At 43.8% G+C, this 18,424-nt stretch carries 21 protein-coding genes; 15 read left to right on the top strand and 6 right to left on the bottom strand.

What is annotated here, in order from left to right; translation table 11 throughout:
- The first annotated feature begins 192 nt into the window (after positions 1-192).
- The 3 genes from coxB to HFA01_RS15155 are packed head-to-tail and all read left to right on the top strand — an operon-like array spanning position 193 to position 3,392.
- Entirely contained in the window at positions 193-891 is a 699-nt protein-coding gene (gene coxB, locus HFA01_RS15165) for a cytochrome c oxidase subunit II (protein ID WP_146817767.1), read from the top strand.
- A 24-nt stretch (positions 892-915) separates the two neighbouring features.
- Positions 916-2,823: a cytochrome c oxidase subunit I gene (gene ctaD / locus HFA01_RS15160; RefSeq protein WP_146817765.1), complete on the top strand. Its 1,908-nt coding sequence runs from the start codon at positions 916-918 to the stop codon at positions 2,821-2,823.
- On the top strand, positions 2,820-3,392 hold the full coding sequence (locus HFA01_RS15155; RefSeq protein ID WP_146817762.1) for a cytochrome c oxidase subunit 3: 573 nt from the start codon (positions 2,820-2,822) through the stop codon (positions 3,390-3,392). Before ctaD ends, HFA01_RS15155 begins: the two co-directional genes overlap by 4 nt.
- Before the next feature lie 221 nt (positions 3,393-3,613).
- On the opposite strand, the gene HFA01_RS15150 is transcribed toward HFA01_RS15155, so the two are convergent.
- On the bottom strand, positions 3,614-4,330 hold the full coding sequence (locus tag HFA01_RS15150; RefSeq protein WP_146817760.1) for a YwaF family protein: 717 nt from the start codon (positions 4,328-4,330) through the stop codon (positions 3,614-3,616).
- A 73-nt stretch (positions 4,331-4,403) separates the two neighbouring features.
- On the opposite strand from HFA01_RS15150, the gene HFA01_RS15145 reads away from it, so the two are divergent.
- The 4 genes from HFA01_RS15145 to HFA01_RS15130 all read left to right on the top strand — a co-directional run bounded on the left by HFA01_RS15145 (position 4,404) and on the right by HFA01_RS15130 (position 7,530).
- A complete protein-coding gene (locus tag HFA01_RS15145) occupies positions 4,404-4,622 on the top strand; it encodes a uracil-DNA glycosylase (protein ID WP_146817758.1) in 219 nt (72 codons plus the stop codon).
- A gap of 124 nt (positions 4,623-4,746) precedes the next feature.
- Positions 4,747-6,090, top strand: coding sequence for a sodium-dependent transporter (locus tag HFA01_RS15140; protein WP_146817756.1), 1,344 nt, complete (start codon positions 4,747-4,749; stop codon positions 6,088-6,090).
- A gap of 759 nt (positions 6,091-6,849) precedes the next feature.
- Entirely contained in the window at positions 6,850-7,149 is a 300-nt protein-coding gene (locus tag HFA01_RS15135; RefSeq protein ID WP_146817754.1) for a YwdI family protein, read from the top strand.
- Between the two features lie 12 nt (positions 7,150-7,161).
- Positions 7,162-7,530 (top strand): DUF423 domain-containing protein, encoded by a 369-nt coding sequence (locus tag HFA01_RS15130; protein ID WP_146817752.1) that lies wholly within the window; start codon positions 7,162-7,164, stop codon positions 7,528-7,530.
- Here HFA01_RS15130 and HFA01_RS15125 read toward each other — a convergent pair whose 3' ends face one another.
- From HFA01_RS15125 to hemQ, 4 genes are all read right to left on the bottom strand, one after another.
- Entirely contained in the window at positions 7,531-7,779 is a 249-nt protein-coding gene (locus HFA01_RS15125) for a hypothetical protein (RefSeq protein ID WP_146817745.1), read from the bottom strand.
- Positions 7,780-7,868: 89 nt separating this feature from the next.
- Entirely contained in the window at positions 7,869-8,360 is a 492-nt protein-coding gene (gene gerQ / locus HFA01_RS15120) for a spore coat protein GerQ (protein ID WP_371860345.1), read from the bottom strand.
- A 42-nt stretch (positions 8,361-8,402) separates the two neighbouring features.
- Positions 8,403-8,825 carry a cell wall hydrolase gene (locus HFA01_RS15115; RefSeq protein ID WP_146817743.1) on the bottom strand — a complete coding sequence of 141 codons (423 nt, stop codon included), beginning with the start codon at positions 8,823-8,825 and terminating at the stop codon, positions 8,403-8,405.
- Between the two features lie 216 nt (positions 8,826-9,041).
- A complete protein-coding gene (gene hemQ, locus HFA01_RS15110) occupies positions 9,042-9,779 on the bottom strand; it encodes a hydrogen peroxide-dependent heme synthase (protein WP_146817741.1) in 738 nt (245 codons plus the stop codon).
- 256 nt (positions 9,780-10,035) lie between these two features.
- On the opposite strand from hemQ, the gene pta reads away from it, so the two are divergent.
- Positions 10,036-11,007, top strand: coding sequence for a phosphate acetyltransferase (pta, locus tag HFA01_RS15105; protein ID WP_146817739.1), 972 nt, complete (start codon positions 10,036-10,038; stop codon positions 11,005-11,007).
- 74 nt (positions 11,008-11,081) lie between these two features.
- Here pta and lipL read toward each other — a convergent pair whose 3' ends face one another.
- The gene (gene lipL / locus HFA01_RS15100; RefSeq protein WP_146817737.1) at positions 11,082-11,924 is read right to left on the bottom strand and encodes an octanoyl-[GcvH]:protein N-octanoyltransferase; all 843 of its coding nucleotides are present in this window, start codon (positions 11,922-11,924) and stop codon (positions 11,082-11,084) included.
- A gap of 234 nt (positions 11,925-12,158) precedes the next feature.
- Between lipL and HFA01_RS15095 the strand changes: the two genes are divergently transcribed.
- The 7 genes from HFA01_RS15095 to HFA01_RS15065 all read left to right on the top strand — a co-directional run bounded on the left by HFA01_RS15095 (position 12,159) and on the right by HFA01_RS15065 (position 18,103).
- Complete coding sequence (locus HFA01_RS15095) at positions 12,159-13,454, top strand: HD domain-containing protein (RefSeq protein ID WP_146817735.1); 1,296 nt, start codon at positions 12,159-12,161, stop codon at positions 13,452-13,454.
- 13 nt (positions 13,455-13,467) lie between these two features.
- On the top strand, positions 13,468-13,968 hold the full coding sequence (locus HFA01_RS15090) for a YwgA family protein (protein WP_146817733.1): 501 nt from the start codon (positions 13,468-13,470) through the stop codon (positions 13,966-13,968).
- Positions 13,969-14,069: 101 nt separating this feature from the next.
- The gene (locus tag HFA01_RS15085; RefSeq protein WP_146817731.1) at positions 14,070-16,094 is read left to right on the top strand and encodes an ABC transporter permease subunit; all 2,025 of its coding nucleotides are present in this window, start codon (positions 14,070-14,072) and stop codon (positions 16,092-16,094) included.
- On the top strand, positions 16,091-16,654 hold the full coding sequence (locus tag HFA01_RS15080; protein WP_146817729.1) for a GNAT family N-acetyltransferase: 564 nt from the start codon (positions 16,091-16,093) through the stop codon (positions 16,652-16,654). The genes HFA01_RS15085 and HFA01_RS15080 overlap by 4 nt, the downstream gene beginning before the upstream one ends.
- Positions 16,655-16,736: 82 nt before the next feature.
- Complete coding sequence (locus HFA01_RS15075; protein ID WP_146817727.1) at positions 16,737-17,279, top strand: YwhD family protein; 543 nt, start codon at positions 16,737-16,739, stop codon at positions 17,277-17,279.
- 100 nt (positions 17,280-17,379) lie between these two features.
- Entirely contained in the window at positions 17,380-17,607 is a 228-nt protein-coding gene (locus HFA01_RS15070; protein WP_146817725.1) for a hypothetical protein, read from the top strand.
- Between the two features lie 154 nt (positions 17,608-17,761).
- Complete coding sequence (locus HFA01_RS15065) at positions 17,762-18,103, top strand: YolD-like family protein (protein ID WP_146817723.1); 342 nt, start codon at positions 17,762-17,764, stop codon at positions 18,101-18,103.
- The last annotated feature ends 321 nt before the right edge of the window (positions 18,104-18,424 follow it).

The following is an 18,424-nucleotide window of genomic DNA, read 5'->3' as shown; positions in this document are numbered from 1 at the left end:
TGGTGGTGTGTCGGAAAATCGTTCGTTTCCCAAACGACCAATTTCCGCACACTTGTATCTAAACAAAGCCTTAAAGATCAGGTGCTTCTTTGGGAGATAAAGAAGGAGTTTTGTTCTGTAAGTATTAGGTAATAGAGCATAACTAGACAGTTCTTAACAACGGATATCCAAACGGATGGGAGGGAAGAGTTGGTGAAGAAACAAGTGTTGTTCCTTTTCGTAATCGCTTTCTTATCTGGGTGCCAAATGAGAGTTCTTAATCCAAAAAGCGATACAGCTGACCGATTGACAGATTTAATATATCTGAGTTTCGGCATTATGATGCTTGTATTAATCGTCGTGTTTATTTTATTCGTCCAATTTCTTAGGAAGTTTCGTGAAAGAGGGAATAGGAAATTCGATATTCCACCAGACGAAAAGGAGAACAAGTGGTTGGAAATTACATGGACAGTCGTCCCTGTTTTATTGCTTGCAATCTTAGCTGTACCAACGGTGAAAACTACATATGATTTAACCTCAAAAGTCTCAGGTTCAGCAGAAGGATCTCAGGACAACGCCATGATTGTCAGAGTGGTAGGACAACAGTTCAATTGGAAATTCATTTATGAGAACGGAAAAGAATCTTATGATGAGCTCGTTTTACCCGTAGATCAGGAGGTCGAGTTCCGCCTTACCTCCACTGATGTGATTCATTCCTTCTGGATTCCGAACTTATCAGGGAAAATTGATGTTCTGCCAGGTGAAGAAACGCGATTATCGTTTGAGCCAGGTGAAGAGGGGACGTATCAGGGAAAGTGTGCAGAGTTTTGCGGGGCGGAACATACGCTTATGAGGTTTGAGACAAAAGTGAGGAGTCAGGAAGCATTTGAGAGTTGGATGCAAGAAGAATAAACACGAGGGGAAGGGGTGTAGGGGATGAACGTGCCTTTCATAGGGGAAGTTCCTTCAGACATCGTTGTGTCCTGGATTGTATCTGTTTGTTTGGGGTTGGCCTTGTTATGGTGGATGACGACGAGAAAGAAATGGCCATTGATTTGGGAGTATATCACCACGACTGACAATAGGAAAATTGGAACGATGTACATTTTGCTGTCTATGGTCTTTTTCATCCGTGGCGGTATTGATGCGATGTTTATCCGGACACAGCTCGCTATACCGGAAAATGATTTTTGGGTCTTTCAATCTCAAAAGTATAATGAAGTTTTTACGACACATGGTACAGTCATGATTTTTTTCGTTTCCATGCCATTGTTGATTGGTCTGATGAATATCGCCGTGCCTCTTCAGTTGGGGGCCAATGATCTTGCTTTCCCTTATTTGAACTCGATTAGTTTTTGGTTGTTTGTGTCAGGGGGCGTCATTTTCAATATGGCTTTCTTCTTCAACGCAGCCCCCAATGCCGGGTGGACTTCCTATGCGCCTCTCGCCACAGATACGTTCACGACAGGTCCTAATAACAATTACTACATATTCGGTCTCCAAGTGTCAGGTTTGGGGACGATTTTTACAGCTATCAATATGATTGTCACGATCTTCCGACTGCGAGCACCAGGGATGAAGATGACAAGAATGCCCTTATTCTCATGGGCTACCCTCGTCACTTCTTTTCTTATCCTGATCGCTTTTCCGGTTTTGACAATCGCCCTGTTGCTATTGATGTTTGACCGAATTTACGGCACGGGCTTCTTTCTTGGGGAATACGGAGATCCCGTGTATTGGCAACACTTATTTTGGATTTTCGGTCATCCCGAAGTGTATATATTAATTCTGCCTGCCTTCGGGATCTTTTCCGATGTGATTTCCACTTTTTCAAGAAAAAGAGTGTACGGGTACACATCCATGGTGATTGCGATCGCTTTAATCGGACTTCTAGGGTTCATGGTATGGGCGCACCACATGTTTACGGTGGGGCTTGGTGCCTTGGCCAATTCAATTTTTGCCATCACGACGATGTTAATTGCTGTCCCAACGGGGATCAAAGTATTCAACTGGCTGTTTACGATGCGGAAAGGGGTTGTCAGAATAACAACGCCGATGCTGTTTTCATTAGGGTTTATCCCTACATTCGTTATTGGAGGAGTAACAGGTGTCATGCTGGCCGTAGCAGCAGCTGATTACCAATATCACGATTCGTATTTCGTTGTTGCCCACTTTCACTACACGATGATTGGTGGGACGATTCTGGGGGCATTTGCAGGCATTTATTATTGGTATCCGAAAATGACAGGGAAGATGCTTGATGAAAAACTGGGCAAATGGCATTTTTGGCTCTTCATCATCGGTTTTCATTTAACGTTCATGCCTCAGCACTTTGCTGGTTTAAACGGGATGCCGCGACGCGTCTACACTTACACATGGGAAGATGGTGTATTCCTATTAAATTTCGTTAGTACGATCGGAGCCTTTTTGATGGGAGCGAGTATGCTTTTTGTGGCATGGAACTTGTTTAAGACACACCGCTTTACCGACCCTGTGGGTGCGGATCCGTGGGATGGACGGACGCTGGAATGGACCGTTGGGTCACCGGCACCTGAGCATCCTTTCCATTCGGTTCCGCAAGTAAATTCCATCGATGCTTATTGGTATAGCAAAGTGGAAGGGAAAAGGCTTCCCGAATCCCATGAGTCCAGGCCATCTCCCATCGCTATTCAAACGGTTGCTCCCGTATTGCTTGCAGGTGTCCTGATTGTCATGAGTCTCGGTTTTATATATGGGTGGATTTGGATGCAGGTGATGGGGGGAGTCGTCGCACTAGGTTTCTTTATCTACCGTGTATTCAACGATGAAAGGAAAGCTGTGTATCGAAAGGAGGAAGAGTCATGAAGCAAACATCAGAGGTATTATTCAATGACAAAAAACTTGGCTTCTTCCTTTATTTAGTCGTCGAAGCGATTATGTTTGCGACCTTGTTCGCCACCTATATCCTTTACACTCCCTCCCACCGCGGGGCCAATCCTACAGAAGTATACGAACTGCGAACCGTCGTATTGACATCCGTTTTCCTTCTTTCGAGCAGCGGTACATTACTGATAGCTGAAAGTGGGTTGAAAAATTGGAACCGTCTCAAGATTTGGATCGGGCTGGGTACAACCTTCCTGCTCGGGAGTATTTTTATGGGATTGGAAATTCACGAGTTCTACAAGTACTGGAGTGAAGGCTACACTCTTACGATGAACAATTTTCTCGCTTCTTTTTATGTACTCGTTGGACTTCATGCATCACACGTGGCGTTTGGGCTGGTGTGGATGATTCTTTTGATGGTGCAGTTCAAGCAGACGATACCGAAGGCTTTATTCAAAGAAAAACACAAAATCTTCAATTATTACTGGCATTTCGTCGATGTTATCTGGGTGCTGATCATCCTCATCGTTTATGCCCCCTACCTATTCTGATATATAAACTATTTTTACAGAAAAGCTCCCTTTCCTTGAAGACGCAGTTTCGAGATGTTTGTGTGTGTTTAGGGGCTCCTGGAAACATTCGCTTTCCATGGGGTGGGCGGTGAGCCTCCTTAGGCTACGGCTTCCGGGGTCTCACCTGTCCCACACGTCTTCTTAGATATCCGGTTCCGGCGCCTAGCGGCTAGTGAGACTTCCCTATTGCATAGTGGGAGCTATCTAATTTTCTTGATGAGCTTGTAAAGGAGATACATAAGGGAGAAAACAAAGAATGCCGTAAATACCAGACTGATATAATACATGATCCCCTCTCCCATCCAGTCAAGTGGGGTACCTGCAATGGGAGGACCGTTCAGATACAAATAATTCGTTTGGAAAAATGCATTGAAAAGGAAGATGAACACACTGTAAATGATTAAATAGAAGAAGGTTTCCAACAAATCTTTTTTTCTAATTGTAACTTTTGTCGATACGATCAAAAAAAGACTGGTCCAGGAGATGGCCATGTGATGCACAAAAAACTTCCAGAAGCGGAAGTGTTCATATCCGTGTGGGATATCGGGTGTAATTAACGCAATGGCTGCTGGCAGAATGCCTATGAAAAAAGTGATCTTAATTAATTTTGGATGATAGGTAAGGAGTGCAATCACACCTAATAAAGAGGCAATTCCGCATAGATGGAGGGGGAGATGGCTCCCTTCCATCCAAAGACCATGCATGATCGTCCAGGTTTGGTAGCTGATTTCAGATAATAGTAACAGGAATAATAGACTAAAACGCACAAAGTTATGTAGTACGCTGGAATTTCTTAAAGGGTGGTGCAATAAAAGGATTCCTAAAGAAACCACCAAGTACATGGAGAGCATCCATGTATGGCTGGTGCCGAATGTGGTAAAGGTTTGGTCAATTTGTTCACTGAACCATGCTTCCATAATAGCCTCCTAGAGAACGGGCTTTAGCTGTGCTATGATTCTACCATATCATTTGGCAGAAGAGAGGGTCGATATGAAAAAGGTCAACTGCTTCCGCTGCAAGCATTTCCGTACCACATGGAACCCTGCTTTTCCGAGAGCGTGCGAGGCTTACGGGTTCAAAACGAAAGAAATGCCTTCCGCATTTGTTTTGAAATCCACGGGCACAGAATGCTTGCAATTTGCTGAAAAGAATCAAAAAGAGAAGAATGTTCAAGGTGGAAACCCTTCCATAATCGATTACCGGTTGTAAATTAAATGAAATTTCAGAATATGTATGTACACTCGCTCATTCTATGGTATGCTGATGAATATTTCACTAAGCCGAAAAATAAAGAGCGGCTGAAAAAGGTGAATGAGTGAGAGGAGTGTAGAGTATGGCGAGAGAACAGTGGGGGACGAAGCTGGGCTTTATGCTTGCTGCAATGGGTTCAGCTGTCGGGCTCGGGAATATATGGAGATTCTCTTTCGTAGCAGGTAATAACGGCGGAGGCGCCTTTCTGATTCTGTATTTATTATTTGTACTCTTAATTGGGGTACCCCTGTTATTAACTGAAGTTAGTATTGGAAGGAAAGCGGAGAGTGACGTTGTAGGCTCATTCCAGAAGCTTGCTCCTAAGACTCCTTGGTTTTTGACGGGGTTCTTTGGTATTGCCAGTGCCTTCTTGATTTTAGGATTTTACGCTGTGGTAGCCGGCTGGGCAATCTTTTATTTCTGGAATTATATCAATGGTTCATTCTTTACTTCGCCTGAAGTCGGGTATGATGGTGCATTCGGTCAATTTATCAGCCACTCCTGGCATCCGATTGCCTGGACAGCGCTATTTATGATTCTGACGATTGTCATCGTATTAAGCGGTGTTAAGAAAGGGATCGAGGCGGCAAACAAAATTTTCATGCCCTTACTGGCTATCATTTTGCTTGGTCTTGCAGCCTTCAGCCTTTCTCTGGATGGGGCTTCAGAAGGCTTGAAATTCTTGTTCCAGCCGGACTGGACGGCTTTTAGTAATCCTTCTATTTATATAGCAGCCCTGGGGCAAGCCTTTTTCTCCTTAAGCCTTGGAATGGGAGCCATGCTGACGTACGGCAGTTATTTAAAAAAAGAAAACAAACTGCCGAGTGCAACACTTGGGATTGGGATCATGGACACATTTTTCGCTGTCATATCAGGTGTTGTAATCTTCCCGGCCGTGTTTGCATTTGGAATTGATCCAAGTTCAGGCCCGCCCCTTGTATTTATTACACTTCCAAGTATTTTTGAGCAGATGCCGTTTGGAGGAATCATCGGATTGGTCTTCTTCTTCGCTTTGATTTTGGCATCCTTATCATCATCTGTATCGATACTGGAAGTACCGACCGCCTACTTTATGAGAGCTTTTGGTTGGACACGTTTTGCTACGAGTGTGTTGGTAGGATCCATCATGTTTGTACTCGGAATTGGCGTTTCCCTCGGCTTTGGCTTATGGTCCGGCGTCACACCGATTGGAGATTTGAATATCCTCGACTCGATGGATTATATCGCCTCCAACATTCTGCTTCCACTTGGTGGTCTATCTATGGCCCTTCTTGTAGGTTGGTACTTCAAGAAGTCCGAAGCATTGGAAGCTACGGACATGAAAAATGGGCTGATTGGCAACGTCTGGTTTACGATCGTCAAGTTCATTGCGCCAGTCATGATCATTGTGATCTTCTTAAACCAAATCGGAGTCATTTCCCTGTAATTCCAAATCTCAAGAACCTCGACCACTCCGTCGAGGTTCTTTTTTTGCATGCGTGTGTTTTTGAAGATACTTATTAAAGAATATGGCAGGATTGTGTAAGAGTCAGTTTCGAGATGTTTCCGAGGTTCGTTGCCTCGTCCAGCGTTAGGAGTGGTTGGGAAGCAATTCGCTTTCCTGTGGGGGAGTGGCGAGCATCCTCGGGCTACCCGCCCTGCGGGATCTCGGCTATCTCCTTTCTCCCACGGGAGTCTCGCATCTTTCCAACCACCCCTTTAATCAGTGTGAAAAACGCCCCCCTGGACTGAAGGAGCGTATTCCACCCTCATTGTCCTGTAGTCATAATGCGCTCTGTATCAGCATTTCAATGGGAAGGACGCAGTATTCTGCACTACGACAGTTCTTGAAAGCTCTGCTATTTGTGGGAGTGGTTTCGAGACACTGACATGGCAAAGGGGCGGAGGGGAATGGCGAGACTCCTGCGGGAAAAAAGTGCTTGGTGAGACCCCACAGGACAGTCCGAGGAGGCTCACCGCGCTCCCGCGGAAAGCGAGCTATTCCCCGCAGCCCCATCCACTCAACAAAAACCCCGAAACTGCATCTTCCACAATCGGGAGCTTATATGGATTATTGGATAAAAGAATAGAGTGGGGTAACTTTTTAACATTTGATGAAACTGCTGGTGATAAAAGGACACGGGGGAGGGGAACGTGTTAAACTACGACAGAGAACCATCTTTTATGGAAAAGGAGAAAACGATTTATGGCAATCACCAACAAAACAGTCTTGAAAAAGATGTCCAGTGAGATACAGGAAGCCATGCTGCAGCATGGAAATGAGCAAAAAGTGAGGGAGCATGTGCGTTCTGTGAAGTTGCTTGCTGACTTACTGCTTGAGGAAGAGGCAGGTACGCAAAGTTCGCCAGATGCTGTTCAGGAACCAACAGTCGAAGAAATCCGCAAGATGATGGGAGCTGGCAACCCGGAGCCCGTCCAAAAAGAGAATAAAGAAACAAAAATTGACCATGATGAGGCCAATGGGTCTTCCATCTTCGATTTTTAAGGGGGAAAAGAAATGAAGCTTTTATTGATTTTAGCCGTCATTAATGGATTTTTAGCTGTCGCTTTAGGTGCGTTCGGAGCTCATGGACTTGAAGGGAAAGTCTCTGAAAAAGGACTGGACAAATGGGGGAAAGCCGTTGATTATCAAATGTTCCATACAATGGCTTTATTTGTCACCGCACTATTAATGAGCAAAATCCAGACCGGTGCAATGACAGGAGCCGGCTGGTTTTTCTTTATTGGCATCCTGCTTTTCTCTGGAAGTCTCTATATCTATGCTACGTCTGGAATCAAGATGTTTGCTATGATTACTCCGCTTGGGGGTCTGTCATTTTTAATCGGCTGGATTTTGCTGGGTTACGCTGTCGTCAAATATATTTAACTAAAAGTAAAGGATCGTCGTGAAAAACAGTAGGATGACCGCCCTCAGAAGTTGAATGATGGCATTCACTTTTTGCTGGCGTTTCATCTCGAGCATACCTTCCAAGGCAAAGCTTCCAGCTAGAACATAGAACATGAGTAAGATGATCCATTGGTGTTCAAGCTGAAATAAACCAACCACGGCAAGAACTACAGCTAACAAGAGGGCACCTAACTGGGCTCTTTGGTAACTCTCATATGGAGGTCGCATCTGCACACCCTTTTCTTTTGGCATTCAGCCAGTAGTTTTGAATATGGAAATGAAAAACTCGCTACCGAAATAGCGAGTTTTTTGCTTCATTAACGGGGTTGGTAGTTGGCCATTCCTTGGCCTGCGCCAAATGGGTAGTTGTAATTGATTTCTTCATCAAATGTAATGTAATCAAGATAGACCATTAAGAGTAAATAACGTTTTCCTGTCTGGGGATCACTGAGAATGATGTGGTCTCTTCCTGCGGCTTCAACGATCCCTTTGAAAACTTTTGCGTTCCACTGATCGTTGTTTTCAAAAGTCATATACACGGTGGCAGGTTTTCCAGCATTCAGACGTAATATGTTTTCGATGTATGATTCTTCGGAAGGTAACATATTCGGAGGGTTTACTCCTTTGGATTGACCTTGCTGCATTTGTGGAACTTGTAAACCGCCTTGCTGCCCTTGTGGCGGTAGAACCCCTTGATGCATCTGTGCACTTGGATAGTATTGCATATACGGGTTTTGGCCGTAATACGGGGAGGATTGGCCGCCATACATTGGCTGTCCTTGACCTTGCCCCTGACCCTGTCCGCCCATTTGCGGTTTCTTCTGTGCCAATTGAATCACTCCTTATTGGAATTAATAAACACTAGGACAGTCAGACCGAGTCGGAGAATAGAAGCAGTGGGATTTGAACCTGCCCGTATTCCATTGGCCGAACCACTGAGCTGGACAATCTCCAGAAGGCTTGAAAAACCAAAGTGAATTCGTGGCAGGGTGGAACCGCTCACCGTTGATCGTCCTTCTTGCAAGCCGTTTGTCTTTTTCCCGTGCCCTTTGGTAAAAGTATCCCTTTTGAGTAGCCTCAAAGCCGCCGGGACTCTGGTACACCATTTTACGAATCGTATCGATCTCCGTGAAATCGATGCAATCTCCTCGCACACGGTTGACTCCGGTATTTCCGACCATAAGCATGCCTAGTTTACCTTCTCCTTCAGCCTCTGCTCTCATTAGTCTTGCTAATAATTTGTCGTCGGCTTGATTGAAGGGGACAACAGCCATGCGGTCACCTCACTTTAATAAAGGCATGATTGCATGTTCTTTAACACTATATGTTGTACGCCCATAGAGTTATGATTAAAAATATTATCTGATGGACAACAAAAAAGGACCTCCCCAAAAGGGATGGTCCGTTTGATGTTCTTTAACAATATGGCGGGTTTGTGGAGGGTATTGGGTATAAAGAAAGCTGCCAGGTGAGCTGGCAGCTTTCTTCTTTTATACTTGTAAAAATTGCTCAACAGCGTCTGGCTTGAGGATGTTTCCGATATAGAAAGATCCGAAGTCGCCATAACGTGAAGTTACTTCATCGAAGCGCATTTCATAAACAAGCTTTTTAAATTGAAGGACATCATGAGCAAATAACGTAACGCCCCATTCCCAGTCATCGAAACCGATGGATCCGGTAATGATTTGACGGATCTTGCCGGCGTATTGACGGCCGGTCATCCCGTGGGCATACATAAGTTTGGCACGTTCATCCTTTTCAAGGACATACCAGTTGTCGTTCCCTTGCCGGCGCTTGTCCATCGGGTAGAAGCAAATATGATTCCACTTCGGAAGGGTAGGGCGCAGGCGTGCCTGAATTTCAGGGTCATCCTCGTTTGCACTCCCCATGTAATTGGACAGCTCTACGACAGAAACATACGAATAGGATGGCTTCGTGAATTCTGCCAGTTTGGATTTGTTAAAAGCGGTTTCGATTTCATTCAGCTCTTCCATAGTCGGACGTAGAATCATCATCATGAAATCTGCTTTTTGGCCAACAATTGTATATAAAGCATGACTACCTTCTTTGTTACTTTCTGTTTCTTCCCATTGTCCGATCAATTCTTTGAATTCATTGATCGCTTCTTCACGGTCTTCGTTTGATGCATACTTCCATGCTGTCCAGTCGACAGAACGGAAATCATGCAGACAATACCAGCCGTCCATGGTAACTACTGCTTCTGGCATAGGATTGATCGCTCCTTTTACAGTGAAGTATTGTACTAATTAAACATCCTCCATAAATATAACACAATTATATTTGGATAGATAACGATGCGGATATGACAAAAGGGTGAACAGTTAGGGAAGTATCATCTTTGGAGAAATAGGGTAAAGTTATAAAATGAAATCGCTTCAAACGAAAAACTTGATTCGAACCACTTTCATTTGAACACAAAAGGTCTTATCATGTATAACAGAATGAAAAAATGGAGGGTTAATCATGAGTAACCTATTTGATACTTTGAAGTCTAAAATTGATGGAAAAGGCAAGAAAGTCGTATTTCCAGAAGCATTAGACGAAAGAATCCTAACAGCAGTGAGTCAATTGGGTGCTGAAGGAATGTTGACACCTGTATTAGTCGGTAATAAAGAAAAAGTAGAACAGAAAGCCGCTGAGCTGAATGTAGATATTTCCGGTGCGGAAATTCTTGATCCTGCAAACTACGCAGAGTTTGATGAAATGGTCGCAAGTTTCGTGGAGCGCCGTAAAGGAAAAGCGACAGAAGAAAAAGCACGTGAAATTCTTCAAGGTGGGAACTACTTCGGTACCATGCTTGTCTACATGGGTAAAGCAGACGGACTTGTCAGTGGTGCCGCACACTCTACAGCGGACACCGTACGTCCAGCTCTTCAAATCATCAAAACGAAGCCTGGAATCAAAAAGACATCCGGCGTATTCATCATGGTCCGTGATGAGGAGAAATATGTATTTGCTGACTGTGCCATCAATATTAATCCTGACAGCCAGGATTTAGCTGAGATCGCTTTGGCAAGTGCAGAAACAGCCCAGCTATTTGACATCCATCCAAAAGTTGCCATGTTAAGCTTCTCAACGAAAGGGTCTGCTCAATCTCCTGAAACAGAGAAAGTGACGCAAGCACTTGAAATCGCCAAAGAACAAAACAACGATCTATTAATTGATGGCGAATTTCAATTTGATGCAGCATTCGTTCCATCTGTGGCCGAGAAAAAAGCACCGGATTCTCCTCTAATGGGTGAAGCGAATACGTTTGTATTCCCGAGTCTTGAAGCAGGAAATATTGGTTACAAAATTGCCCAGCGCCTGGGTAACTTTGATGCGGTTGGTCCGATTTTACAAGGTTTGAACCAGCCGGTAAACGACCTATCCCGCGGTTGTAATTCCGATGACGTGTACAAACTCGCCATCATTACTGCTGCTCAAGCTCTATAAGGGAGGAAAAAGCGGACGTCCAGCGAGCTTTTTTGATCAAAACCGTAGGAGAAATAGAAAAGCGCTCGACACCTTTATTTCAGGTGGTCGAGCGCTTTTTCATTTCGTTTGATCATTTGTTCAAACCGTTTGTGGAACCAGTCAATTTCTTCTCCTTCTAAAGCATGTGTAACAAGGTGACCCGAGAGTTCATGTAATTTCATTAAGATACGGTCGCGCACGTCAGCAACGCTTAGATGGATTCCTAATAGCTCATTCAAAGAAGCCATAACGTTTGGATCGATATCCGGATAGCTGAAACGGGTTTCTTCGTCGCGTTTGCCCAGTTCATAGAACCGCTTTAAAAGAGCCGCACGTTCAGCACCGCTGCCACTTACGTCAAGATAAATCTGGACAGCGGAACCGTTTTTGACCCGGCGTTGGGAAATACCTGCGAATTTCTTGCCATTAATACTTAGGTCATAGGTTCCGGGGCAATAGGATTGAGTAATTTCATAAGCTTCAATGCCGTTCGTCAAATCGGAAAAGAGTCGGCGAATAAACGATACCATCGCCTCATAGCCGTCGTGGATATTCACCTGTTTAGAATCAGGGAAGATGAGGGAAAGATTCAGAACACCGTCATCCAACACGACAGCGAGCCCTCCGGAATTACGGACGATTACATCATAACCGTTCGACTTCAAATGTTGAATGGCTTCTTTTATATAAGGAAGGCGGGCATCTGGAATCCCGAGTACGATCGTATCGTGGTGGACCCAGAGTCTTGCCGTTGTCGGGCTTATACGTTCACCGACACTGATGGATAACGCATCGTCCATAGCAAAAGACTGTAGAGCCGAAAATCCTGGGCCTAAATTGCTTTGGTCGATGAAACGGTACGTATCTGTTTTTAATAATGGATGTAGTTCACTCATAGCATTCGTTCTCCTTTTCGAGTAGCAACGTCCATTATACCAAAACTCGCCTCTTGCATGAATGGAAGATCGATTGTAAAATTCTCTGTTGGATAAAAAATTAATATCAAATGTTAGAGCGCTTAAAGACAGGTTTCTCAGCAAACACCTGTCAATTTCTGTCTGTCAAGATGTTTTTTTGTCGGAATTTAAGGTATATAATAGATAAAAATGTCGTGTAGAAAGGACAAGCTGATGGCCTATCGTGATGAGAAGTTAAGTGAAGAAAAGGTTTTTAAAGACCCCGTACATCGTTATGTCCATGTTCGAGAACGGGTGATTTGGGATTTGATCGGAACGGCTGAATTTCAGAGACTTCGTAGAATCAAACAGCTCGGCACATCTTATTTGACGTTCCATGGAGCTGAACACAGCCGTTTCAACCACTCTTTAGGTGTATATGAAATTGTGAGAAGGATCATCGAGAACTTCAAGGACCGTCCGAACTGGAATCAGGAGGAGCGGTTGCTTTGTCTTTGTGCTGCTCTTCTGCATGATCTTGGGCATGGACCTTTTTCGCATTCCTTTGAAAAAGTGTACAAGCTTGATCATGAAGATTTTACTCAGGCAATTTTACTTGGAGATACGGAAGTGAACAAAGTTCTAAGTAAAGTAGAAAAAGGCTTTCCAAAAAAAGTGGCCGACGTTATCAATAAAACCTACGAAAACAAGCTCGTCGTCAGCTTAATTTCTAGTCAAATTGATGCGGACCGTATGGATTACTTACAGCGTGATGCTTACTTTACAGGCGTCAGCTATGGTCATTTTGACATGGAACGGATTCTTCGAGTCATGCGCCCGATGGAAGATCAGGTCGTCGTCAAAGAGAGCGGCATGCATGCAGTGGAAGATTATATTATGAGTCGCTACCAAATGTACTGGCAGGTGTATTTCCACCCTGTAACGAGAAGTGCGGAAGTCATATTAACTAAAATTCTCCACCGTGCGAAGGAACTGCACGAAGAAGGATACAGTTTCAAGCTCCAACCGGTGCATTTCCTGTCCTTCTTTTCCGGTGAACCTACACTTGAAGAATATCTGGCGCTGGATGAAGCGGTCGTCCTCTATTATTTCCAGACATGGATGGAGGAAGAAGATACGGTCCTTAGTGATTTATGCCATCGTTTCGTGAATCGCAAGCTTTTCAAATATATCGAGTTCAATCCGAATTCCCAGATGAATGAATGGATGGAGCTATACAAATTGTTCACTAAAGCGGGTTTAAACCCTGATTATTATTTAGTCGTCGACTCAAGTTCAGATCTTCCGTACGACTTCTATCGTCCTGGGGAAGAAGGAGAGAGGTTACCCATTCACCTTCTGCAGCCGAATGACGAGTTGAAGGAACTATCCAGGCTTTCGGATATTGTTGAATCGATTTCGGGTAAAAAACGGACGGATCATAAATTGTACATTCCTCTCGATCGCCTTGAGGAAATGTCGAATCGAAGTAAAACGAAGAAGCGGATTATGGAAATCTTGTTTGGATAAGGAGTGAACCTCCATGTTGGAGAATCATGCGAAGTTGATGCAGTTTTTCTCAAGCACCGATGAAATTGTAGGCCGAAAGAAGTTACAGAAGATGATTTACATACTGAAAAAGTGTGAAATCCCTTTTGAAGAACGTTACCAATTTCATTTTTATGGCCCCTACTCAGAGGAGTTGACGTTGAGAGTCGAGGAAATGTGTAACCTTGGCTTTATCAGTGAAACGAAAGAAGAAAAAAAGAATTATTACCAGTATCGATATCAACTAACCGATAGCGGTAGAGATTTCCTGACTCATTATGAGATGGATCTGCCTCCATTGAACGTACACATTGAAGAAATGAATGGACGCAGTTCGCGTTTCCTTGAGTTGGTTTCTACTATGCTTTTCTTTGAGCACTTGCCGAAAGACGAGATCACCGAAAAAGTGTTTACAGTCAAGAGCGCTCAAAATTACACACAAGAAGATATTGATGAGGGATGGAAATTTATTGAATATTTGCGTTCCATTCATTAAGATAAAAGGTAGGTGTACGATCATGTACACCTTTTTTTATTGGATTGAATGTCAGATAATTGAAAAAACATAATCCGAAAGTAGAGGGGAGGTCTACGAACATGAGGGTCATAAAATTTTTCGCATACTATGTGTTCGGTATAGTCGGAATCCTATTGATCAGCACTTCACCGGCGTTGTTCAGGCAGGGGGCGTTTTTAGATGTAGGAAATTACATGAAAGAGCTGAACCAACTGCTTGCTACGGTCGTGAGCCCTGGAGAGTGGACCTATTTGTTCAAGGGACGTCCTGTGCCAATATTTGAGCACTTATGGGATCCCTATCAATATTCTATGACGGTTTTCTTTGGTGGGATTTTATTAGGATTCGCTCTCGCCCTGGCAGGCGCATTCTTGACTGTATTCTTACCAAGGTGGTTGCGATCCGTGGTTGACCGTATTCTTGGCGTGCTTGAGAGCGTACCGGATTTATTGTTGGCTTTTTCTTTACAATTGTTCATCGTTTGGTTTTATAAGCAGACGGACATCCTGGTTATTTCCGTTGCTTCCCTTGGACAGGGTGAGCAAGTCTACCTGCTTCCGGTGCTTGCCATTGCCGTCCTTCCTATGGTGACGATGTACAAAATTATTCTTGCATTGATCGAGGAAGAATGGACGAAATCCTATGTGCAAATGGCGAGGGGGAAAGGATTGGAGAAGGCTGTCATTTTGTGTGTACATATTTCTCGGAACATCGGCAAAAGTATGTTCTACCATTCAAAGATCATTATATGGGGGGCATTGTCGAGTCTGTTGATTATTGAATATATTTTCAATATGAATGGGATTACGACGGCATTTCTCAATGACTTTCGGCCGATTGTTTCAAGCTTTATCCTTCTTATGCTGTTTACCCCTTTTTATATCATCTATCAAGGGACTGAATTGTTCCTGTTTAAGGATGAGAAAAAGTCCGAAGCAGTGGCTACCCGTATGAACAGTTTTGTAGGGGCTGTCTCCTTCAAAGGGGGCGGCGGATGGCTTACCTATGCGTTGTCAGAAATCGTGGCTCATTTTAAGAATATAAAGTTCCTCTTAGGGTTTACAGTCATTATGGGAACCATCATCGTAAGTATCACTTATACCATGACCGCGGAGCCGCTGATTGATCAATACAGGTTGATCTACGATGATGAAGGGACGCTGGTCAGTTCGATGCCACACACACCAGAGTATGTGTTTCTAGGTACCGATCCTCTTGGTTTTAGCGTGTTGGACCAAATCCTTGTTGGTGCGAAATACACCATCATTTTCGGGCTCGTCATTGCTTTCTTACGAATGGCTATTGGATTTATTTTAGCTATTCCTTATGCTTTCTTCCTACCTAAAAAGGTACAGCTTGTTTTTGAAAAACTGGTGGACAGCATGCACTTTTTACCGATGACGATCATTGCCTTTTTGCTGTTGAGGCCGGTATTATGGATGCCTCCTGGAGGATTTACGACCACAGAAACAGAAAGGATTTTTTATCAGGGCATCATTTTGACACTCTTAGCTGTGCCCCTTGTCACGACGTTGTTCGGAAATGAAATGAAATTGATCATGAAAGAGGAGTTCGTCACCAGTACAAAGGTCCTTGGTGGCAGTTCTGTTCATCTATTGTGGAAGCATTTGATGCCTCACTTGAGTGCCCGTATGGGGATTGTTTTTGGTCAGCAGTTCATTCAAACGCTCCTTATTTTCATCCACCTTGGCGTATTTGACATTTATTTTGGAGGGACAAAAGTAAGCTATGACTTTGTAGCGGACCCACCAACGAGTACCACCTACGAATGGTCCGGGATGATTGGCGCAGCCAAAGATTCGTTAATGACAGGGCGTTGGTGGCTCATCATCCCTGCACTCCTTTGTTTCATGGCAATGATTGTAGCGATGCAGTTAATTGTACAGGGGGTCAAGGAAGTGCAGCAGCGTCGTGTTGGCGTACCTGTAGAACAGAATACATGGCTTAAGAAAATTTTCCGTAGAAAGGAAACGCGCGGAAGAAAAGCTGATTCCCTCAAGGAAGCGGATTTTATCTTTGTGTCAGAACAGAAGAGGGCTGATGAGCCTCGGGATGACCATGGATATAGGAGGAAGTCGATATGAACCATATTCCTGTCTTTGAAATGGAAAAGATAAAGTTGCGAGGGCTAAAATTATCAGACGCTCCTTCTTTGTTTCCGTTCATGAGCCGTCAAGATACAATGAAGTACATCACTCCCCATCCTGTTCTGTCTTTGAGGGAGATGGAAGCTTACGTAGAAGAAAGGCTGGCTGGATTTCGTAAACAAACAGAAATTCCATGGGTGATTGAGAACGAGAAAGGCAGATGCATCGGCTTTTTTCGTTTTCACAAATGGAGTGTTTGGCATAGGAAAGCGGAAATGGGGGCGGTCATTCATCCAGCGTACCAAAGGACAGGGATCATGACAGAGGTCTTTCTTGCTGTTCTCCCGTATGGGTTTGACACACTGAACCTGAACCGGATTGTCGGCGACATTTTTGCTGAAAATGAGGGGTCACGCAAGCTCCTGAATAAATTCGGCTTCCGGGAAGAGGGAGTATTAAGAGAAACAGATTTTGATGGAGAGAGATTTCAGGACACCATCGTGTTTTCCATGCTGAAGAAGGAATATGAGCAGGTTAAACAAACGTTTGACCAATAATAGAGCATCTCTTCTAACAAGAACTGTTTTGTATGTTAAAATGGGACAAAATAAGAGGACGATTGAAGAGGAGGATCGCTTTATGAAAGAGTTCGATCAATTTAAAAACAAAGGTGAAAGCAACGATAAAAAGAAGAACCAATTCACAATCATTAAAGATGATTCGACCGATGGCCACGGGGGATATGGTGTCGGTTCCATCAGTTTGGAAAATATGACCCCGGTCATTGTGGATCCTAATGAAGAGGAAGCCTATGTCGATATGGGTGCGCTTCATGCGCGCAGTAAAGTGGAAAAACGTATTAAATTCATCACGGACCGTGAAGTGGTTAAAAACGGACTGCAATATTGGATTGCATGGGTAACGGTGGATCATCAGGAAGGAAAGCCGTGTTACCATGGTGTAGCTGCTAGTGAGATTGTCGTAGACAGGTCCATCAAGCGCGGATACAAATTGATGCCTGAACATGTGAATCATATGGATAAATCCTTGAAGGGGCGCTTTGTCGTCGATCACCTTGATGAGAAGTCCAAGAAGCTGCTTGGTGAATATTTACGTGACTTTAAACCAGAATTATGGGAGAACACGGCGCAGGAACTAAAAGACTCTCTAGGTGTACAATAATTCATGATGGAAAGCTCATAGCATCGATACGGAGAGAGGGGAATCTGAAGGGTTTCCCTCTTTCTAGTTAGATTTCTCATAAAAGAAAGGAGAAATTCCTATGAAAAAGGTTTTAGAAGATGATGTAGTGTTTCACTTGGTGATTGCTATTGTAGGTTTGGTTTCAGGAATTCTTCACTTCCTGTTTAAATGGTCTTTTTATGCAGACCATGAGTATTTAACATCAGGGTTATGGTTTGTTTCAGGCGCATTCGTGATCTATGTTAGTTGTATTTTCGTGTTCGGATATCAGAAGAAAGCCAACGCAGGAAACAAAGAAATGGAGTAGTCTGATGTGTACTCCCCGCTTTTTTTTACTTTTCTAGACTAGAGAAGGATATGGGTAGTCATCGGATGGTTTTCGTAAGTATGAAAATTCCAGTTTACGATTCCCTCTTTTATGATAGAATAAGAACAAACGTTCGTGGTGGAGGGAGCCAATAATGGATAACCGGAATCGGGATCGCGGGACGATCAAGTGGACATCGCTCATGTTACCGGAGCATGTAGAGATGGTGAAAAAACTTTGGAAAGAAGACCAGCGGGTAGAAAAAGGAATCATGGATGAACAGAAAGCTGTCGAGATTGATTTTCTTTTGCAGAGGGCACTAACGGACAATCTTACTGTCCAGGTTAGAGTCCACAATGGTTTCGATTATGAAGACATAAGGATGAGGGTGACCCATGTGAACCGTAACAATCACACGGTAAAGGGCGTGGATGGAAAAACAAAAGAGACAATCCGCATCCCCCTGGATGATATCGCTGACCTTGCCATTTTGTAAGCTGTTCACGATTTGTTCACAAAATGTTCATGAAAAAAGTGTAAGAATTCAGACGCCCAATCTTGACGAATCAGCGATAAGGGTAATATATTAAGTAACACATGGATTATACATGTTTACTAGGACAGAGAAAGCGACCGGTTATCCCCGGTCGTTTTCTCTGTCTTTTTTTATTTTCTAATAAACGTTGATGATGTTTCTTAAAGAAAAAGCGAAAGGTCATCCGTTGTGAGGATGACCTTTCGCGCCAAAGGAGGCATGAGTCGCGCCAAAGGAGGCATGAGTCGCGCCAAAGGAGGCATGAGTCGCGCCAAAGGAGGC

The sequence above is a fragment of the Halobacillus faecis genome (genome assembly GCF_007991335.1).
Classification (GTDB): Bacteria; Bacillota; Bacilli; order Bacillales; family Halobacillaceae; genus Halobacillus; species Halobacillus faecis.
The sequence above is the reverse complement of the archived record's forward strand: the minus strand, read 5'-3'. Positions and strand labels throughout refer to the sequence as shown.

Bases quoted from the DNA above. Each gene is read 5' to 3' on its own strand.
- ctaD (WP_146817765.1), top strand. From the start codon at position 916: ATGAACGTGCCTTTCATAGGGGAAGTTCCTTCAGACATCGTTGTGTCC.
- HFA01_RS15155 (WP_146817762.1), top strand. From the start codon at position 2,820: ATGAAGCAAACATCAGAGGTATTATTCAATGACAAAAAACTTGGCTTC.
- HFA01_RS15150 (WP_146817760.1), bottom strand. From the start codon at position 4,330: ATGGAAGCATGGTTCAGTGAACAAATTGACCAAACCTTTACCACATTC.
- HFA01_RS15145 (WP_146817758.1), top strand. From the start codon at position 4,404: ATGAAAAAGGTCAACTGCTTCCGCTGCAAGCATTTCCGTACCACATGG.
- HFA01_RS15140 (WP_146817756.1), top strand. From the start codon at position 4,747: ATGGCGAGAGAACAGTGGGGGACGAAGCTGGGCTTTATGCTTGCTGCA.
- HFA01_RS15135 (WP_146817754.1), top strand. From the start codon at position 6,850: ATGGCAATCACCAACAAAACAGTCTTGAAAAAGATGTCCAGTGAGATA.
- HFA01_RS15130 (WP_146817752.1), top strand. From the start codon at position 7,162: ATGAAGCTTTTATTGATTTTAGCCGTCATTAATGGATTTTTAGCTGTC.
- HFA01_RS15125 (WP_146817745.1), bottom strand. From the start codon at position 7,779: ATGCGACCTCCATATGAGAGTTACCAAAGAGCCCAGTTAGGTGCCCTC.
- gerQ (WP_371860345.1), bottom strand. From the start codon at position 8,360: ATGGGCGGACAGGGTCAGGGGCAAGGTCAAGGACAGCCAATGTATGGC.
- HFA01_RS15115 (WP_146817743.1), bottom strand. From the start codon at position 8,825: ATGGCTGTTGTCCCCTTCAATCAAGCCGACGACAAATTATTAGCAAGA.
- hemQ (WP_146817741.1), bottom strand. From the start codon at position 9,779: ATGCCAGAAGCAGTAGTTACCATGGACGGCTGGTATTGTCTGCATGAT.
- pta (WP_146817739.1), top strand. From the start codon at position 10,036: ATGAGTAACCTATTTGATACTTTGAAGTCTAAAATTGATGGAAAAGGC.
- lipL (WP_146817737.1), bottom strand. From the start codon at position 11,924: ATGAGTGAACTACATCCATTATTAAAAACAGATACGTACCGTTTCATC.
- HFA01_RS15095 (WP_146817735.1), top strand. From the start codon at position 12,159: ATGGCCTATCGTGATGAGAAGTTAAGTGAAGAAAAGGTTTTTAAAGAC.
- HFA01_RS15090 (WP_146817733.1), top strand. From the start codon at position 13,468: ATGTTGGAGAATCATGCGAAGTTGATGCAGTTTTTCTCAAGCACCGAT.
- HFA01_RS15085 (WP_146817731.1), top strand. From the start codon at position 14,070: ATGAGGGTCATAAAATTTTTCGCATACTATGTGTTCGGTATAGTCGGA.
- HFA01_RS15080 (WP_146817729.1), top strand. From the start codon at position 16,091: ATGAACCATATTCCTGTCTTTGAAATGGAAAAGATAAAGTTGCGAGGG.
- HFA01_RS15075 (WP_146817727.1), top strand. From the start codon at position 16,737: ATGAAAGAGTTCGATCAATTTAAAAACAAAGGTGAAAGCAACGATAAA.
- HFA01_RS15070 (WP_146817725.1), top strand. From the start codon at position 17,380: ATGAAAAAGGTTTTAGAAGATGATGTAGTGTTTCACTTGGTGATTGCT.
- HFA01_RS15065 (WP_146817723.1), top strand. From the start codon at position 17,762: ATGGATAACCGGAATCGGGATCGCGGGACGATCAAGTGGACATCGCTC.